We start from the raw sequence: 4922 nt of genomic DNA, 5'->3' as shown, positions 1-4922 counted from the left end.
GAGATCGTCGGCGGCATATTCCCGCGTGCGGCTGATCGCCATCTGCACCAGCATGGCGCCAAGCGGCGCCAGAATCATCATCGCGATCGAACCGATGATGCCGGGACCATGATTGTTGTCGCGGTTGCCGCCGAAGAACATACCGAACTGCCCCAGCATCGAGATCGCGCCGGCGATCGACGCCGTGATGGTCATCAGCAGCGTGTCGTGGTTCTTGATGTGGGCAAGCTCATGGGCGATCACGCCGGCGAGTTCCTCGCGGTTGAGCGACTGCATCAGCCCCGTGGTCACGGCGACGGCGGCGTTCTCCGGATTGCGGCCGGTGGCGAACGCATTGGGCTGCGGATTGTCCATCAGGAACACGCGCGGCATCGGCAGCCCGGCCCGTCCGGCCAGCGTGGCCACCAGGCTGACCAGTTCGGGCGCGCTGCGCGCATCGACCTCATGGGCGCCGTACATCGACAGCACCATGCGGTCCGAATTCCAGTAGGCGAACAGGTTGGTCGCGGCGGCGATCAAAAGCGCGATGGTGGCGCCGGCGGCGCCGCCGATCAGATAACCGACGCCCATGAACAGGGCCGTAAGACCGGCCAACAGGATCGCGGTTCGAAGGTAGTTCATTATGGTCTCCCTGATGCCGGCGGCAGAGCCCGCGGCATGCAGTGATTCAAGTAGATTGCCCCGGCGGCGGTTCAAGGCCGAGGGGTGCGTCGCCGCGTCGCGCCTGGCGCGCGAGAGGGCTTCCGATGCCCAAAGTGGATAAAGCGAGGCCGTTCCGCGTCAAACTGGCGCTGGAAGCCACGCCATGAGGCGCGCGTCTGCCGCTAGTGCTGCAGCCTCACGCCCAGAATCACCACCGTCGAATTTGTGCTGTTGCCGACGATGCTGGAGTCGAGCCAGTTGCGGCGCAGCGTACCCTTGAGCCAGATATTGCGGTTCAGCTTGTAGATCAGGTCGCCGGAGACCGAATAGAAGCGGTCGAAGCGCGCGTCGCCCTGATAGTCCTGGGTGCCCCAGGTGAAGCTGCCGATGGCGGTGAGCCAGCGGCGGAAATCGTGATCGACCTGCACCGTATAGGTATTGGTCAGCACGCCGGAGACGCCGGGCAGCGTGGTTTCGTCGATTGAGGTGGTGGCGAAGAATCTCGCGGTGGTCAGCGGTGTCGCCACCCACACCAGCGAGGCTGACGTCAAGAGCCCCTGCAGCGGCAGCAGCCGCGGATCCTCATAGGTGCGCGCCGCCCAGCCGATCGCAAGCTCGCCGGTCAGGATGCGCGAGAACTCGAAGCTGGTGCCGGCGCGCACCGAACCGCCGCTGGAATTGCGCTGAAAGCCGTTGCGATCGGCCAGTTGGTCATGCGAGCGGACGTTGCCGACGATCTCGCCGAACGGTTTCAGGCCGGGGATCAGATCGTAGCTGACGCGGCCGAGACCGCCGAACTGGCTGTAGTTGCGGTCGTCGTTGCTGGACGACGTTCCGTCGGTGAGTTTCGACGCCGTGTAGACGGTGCGGTCGGTGGTGAGGCCGGCGGACAGTTGCAGGCGGTTGAAATTCTGGTCGACGCCGAAGGTGCCGCCGAGCGTCGAATAGACCGGATAACGCTGCAGGCCGGCCTGGACGTTCGGGCTGCCGGGATTGTCGGTGGCCACGCGCAGCCGCCCCTGCCCGGTGAGGCGGAAGTCGCGGCTGACATCGAGCCGGCCGTCGATATGGCCGTCAAAATCCGGCCGGTCGACCACGACCGGGGCCGAGGAGATGGTGCCGTCGGTCGGCGGCGGAAAGGTGTTGCCGTAGCCGGTGAACGAACCGCGGAGGTCGGCGACCACCGCGTGGCGCTGCCAGTCGGAGACCGCGAGGAATTCCGGCGCCACCACATAGAACGGCGATCCCTTTGGCGCCACGGTGCGGCGCGGATTGGTGTCGAAGCCGCCGCGCAGTTCGACCGCGGACTTGATCAAAAAGCTGCCGGCGTAATCGCCGATCGCGCCGAAGGGATCGTCGTCGACCTTCAGCCGCTTGCGTGGCGGCTGGCCTGCGACGGTGCCGGCCATCGCCGGCGCGATCGGCGTCTTGTTGGCGGTGTCCGAGGGCGGGATCGACAGCCGCACCCGCCCGTTGGCGGGCAAAGGCTGCGGCGGCTTGCTGCCGGGGCCCGGCGGCGGCTTGGGCCTGGCCTGACCGGGATAGTATTTTGTCTTTTTCTTCGTCCGGTTGAGCGAGTCGTAGCCGGATGTCGAGGCGCCGCTGGCGGCGGGTAGGCCGTAGGTGGGGATCGCGCCGATCCGCGATTTCGCCGGCACGTCCTTGTCGCGCAGCCGCGCGTCATTGGCGGCATCGCTGGTGCGGTCGGTGGACTCTCCGGTCCGGCGCAGCGGCGAATCCTGCGGCGACACAAAGCCGGCGCGGGCCGGGTGGAACAGGTCGGGTGTCAGGGTCTGGGCGTGGCCTGGGGCGGCAGCGATAGCGATCAGCGCGAGGGTCAGCGCAAGGCATGGCAATAACGCGCGTAAAACCGTTACACGCCCTCGACGGCCCTTGGCTGGACCCGACATCACGATTAAAAATACTCCAACAAATTCAATACTTAGTCGGTGGGTTCCGGGCATGCGCGAAGGCCCGCACGGAAACCTCGTTAATGGAGTTAAAACAATTATGGTTAATGACCCGTTGAGAACCGGAGCCTGCGTCGCATCACCGATCCGCCCATGCTAAGGAGGGGTACGGGGCCCAACAGCCCCCTCCCTCGGAATCACGCATGGCCAATACGAAACCGCTGATGGCACAATCATCCGGTACCGACTCCGCGAGCGCCGCCGTCGCCTCGGGCCTGCGCACGCTCGATACGGAAGCCGCCGGCATCGCCGCAATTTCGGCCGCCTTGCAGGGCCCGCTCGGGGAAGCCTTCACCGCCACCGTCGAGCTGATCCGCAACGCCAAGGGCCGCGTCATCGTCACCGGGCTCGGCAAGTCGGGCCATGTCGCGCGCAAGATCGCGGCGACGCTGGCCTCGACCGGCACGCCGGCCTTCTTCGTCCACGCCGCCGAAGCCAGCCATGGCGATCTCGGCATGATCACGCCGGACGACGTCATCATCGCGCTGTCGTGGTCCGGCGAGCAGCCCGAGATGAAGAACCTCGTCAATTATTCCAGCCGTTTCGCGATTCCGATGATTGCGGTCACCTCCAGCGCCGCCTCCTCGCTGGGCGCGGCGGCGCGCATCGTGCTGGAGCTGCCGAAGGCGCGCGAGGCCTGTCCGCACAATCTGGCGCCGACCACCTCCTCGCTGATGCAGGCGGCGATCGGCGACGCGCTCGCCATCGCGCTGCTCGAGGGCCGCGGCTTCACTGCGCTGGAATTCGCCAGTTTTCACCCCGGCGGCAAGCTCGGCGCGATGCTCAATTTCGTCCGTGACATCATGCATACCGGCGACGCCATCCCGGTCAAATCGCTCGGCGCCAGGATGTCGGACGCGCTGGTGGAAATGTCGACCAAGGGATTTGGCTGCGTCTGCATCGTCGACGCCAAGGGCGAGATCGCCGGCATCATCACCGACGGCGATCTGCGCCGTCACATGCGCCCCGATCTGATGACGGCCTCGGTCGACGAAGTCATGACCAGGAATCCCCGCACCATTCTGCCCGGCATGCTCGCCACCGAAATGCTGGAGACGATCAATTCGTCGAAGCCCGCGGTGACGGTGCTGATCGTTGCCGAAGGCAAGAAGCCGGTCGGCATCGTGCATGTGCACGACGTGCTAAGGGCCGGCGTGACGTAGGTATGGCTTCGTCCCTGCGAACGCAGGGACCCATAATCCCGGACGTCAGTTGTTGCAGAAGGTCACTGCGTACGTGCCTTATCGCACCTGCACGGAGTATCGGTCCCTGCGTTCGCAGGGACGACGCGAGAGTTATGCTCGTGTCGGAAACCGTGCCGCGCTCGCCTCCAGCGGCAAGGCCAGGCCGTTGGCCAGATACGACACGGTGCGATAGAAGCCGCACAGCAGCATGATCTCCAGAATCTTCGCCTCGTCGTAATGCGCCGACAGTGCTGCGAATTCCGCGTCGCTGAGCGTGGCGCGCAGATGCAGCGCGTCGACTGCCGACAGCAGCGCCTGCTCGGCCACCGACCAGCAGGGATCCGTCGCCTCGCCCAGCACGGTGGCACGGACCTCCCGGTCGGTGAGACGGGCGGCGGCGGCGAAGGCCGCGATATGGACGCCCCATTCATACTCGCAGCCGGTCCGCGCGCAGGTGCGGTCGATGACGATTTCACGCTCGCGCAGGGTCAGCGGGCCGCGGTCGAGCAGGCCGCCGGCGGAAAATTTCTCCCAGGCGCGCGCGCTGACGGCGATGGTGCGGAACAGCAGCAGCGGCGGCGCGCCGCGCATGATGCGCTTCGCCGAACGGTGGAGCAAGCTGACATCGCCTTGATCAGGCCGCCGCCACCGTCAGACTGGCGCCGTCGGCCTGCACGATCCTGACCCGGCTGCCGGCCGGCGCATCGGGACCGGCGACGCGCCAGATCGTATCGTCGATCTTGACCGTGCCCGAGCCGTCGATGATCGGCTTTTCCAGCGTGAATACCCGGCCGACCAGCGCGTCGGTGCGCTTGTTGAGAAACGGGTTGCTCCGGCTGACGCCGCTGTTGCTGCGCGCGACCCGCCGCCACAGCGGCACCGCGGCGACGGCGAAGACCGCGAACATCAGCAGCTGGGTCTGCCAGGACGGATCGATCGCGAATGACAGCAGCCCGACCAGCAGCGCGGCGAGCCCGAGCCAGAACAGGAAGACACCGGGCGCCAGCAATTCCAGCGCCATCAGGAGGAAGCCGAAGATCAGCCAGTTCCAGGTGCCCAGGGTGGAAAATATCTCGGTCATCGTGTGACCCTCTGTTCTTTCTCGTTACCGATCACATCAATACGG

At 66.0% G+C, this 4922-nt stretch carries 5 protein-coding genes; 1 reads left to right on the top strand and 4 read right to left on the bottom strand.

From position 1 onward, the window contains the following. Together Q8N40_RS05445 and Q8N40_RS05440 are read right to left on the bottom strand one after the other, a co-directional pair. A partial coding sequence (locus tag Q8N40_RS05445; RefSeq protein ID WP_305711087.1) for a M48 family metalloprotease occupies positions 1-621 on the bottom strand: 621 nt, incomplete at its 3' end. Positions 622-824: 203 nt separating this feature from the next. Next, positions 825-2552, bottom strand: a complete 1728-nt coding sequence (locus Q8N40_RS05440) for an outer membrane beta-barrel protein (RefSeq protein WP_305711086.1) — start codon at positions 2550-2552, stop codon at positions 825-827. Between the two features lie 203 nt (positions 2553-2755). Between Q8N40_RS05440 and Q8N40_RS05435 the strand changes: the two genes are divergently transcribed. Continuing rightward, complete coding sequence (locus tag Q8N40_RS05435; protein WP_305711085.1) at positions 2756-3775, top strand: SIS domain-containing protein; 1020 nt, start codon at positions 2756-2758, stop codon at positions 3773-3775. 132 nt (positions 3776-3907) lie between these two features. On the opposite strand, the gene Q8N40_RS05430 is transcribed toward Q8N40_RS05435, so the two are convergent. Both Q8N40_RS05430 and Q8N40_RS05425 read right to left on the bottom strand, forming a co-directional pair. After that, positions 3908-4387: a carboxymuconolactone decarboxylase family protein gene (locus tag Q8N40_RS05430; protein ID WP_371135621.1), complete on the bottom strand. Its 480-nt coding sequence runs from the start codon at positions 4385-4387 to the stop codon at positions 3908-3910. A gap of 43 nt (positions 4388-4430) precedes the next feature. Further along, positions 4431-4877 carry an NfeD family protein gene (locus Q8N40_RS05425; RefSeq protein ID WP_305318875.1) on the bottom strand — a complete coding sequence of 149 codons (447 nt, stop codon included), beginning with the start codon at positions 4875-4877 and terminating at the stop codon, positions 4431-4433. Positions 4878-4922 lie beyond the last annotated feature (45 nt).

The organism is Bradyrhizobium sp., from assembly GCF_030693485.1.
Taxonomy (GTDB): domain Bacteria; phylum Pseudomonadota; class Alphaproteobacteria; order Rhizobiales; family Xanthobacteraceae; genus Bradyrhizobium.
Note: the sequence above shows the minus strand (reverse complement) of the source record. Positions and strands in the feature narration are given on the sequence as shown.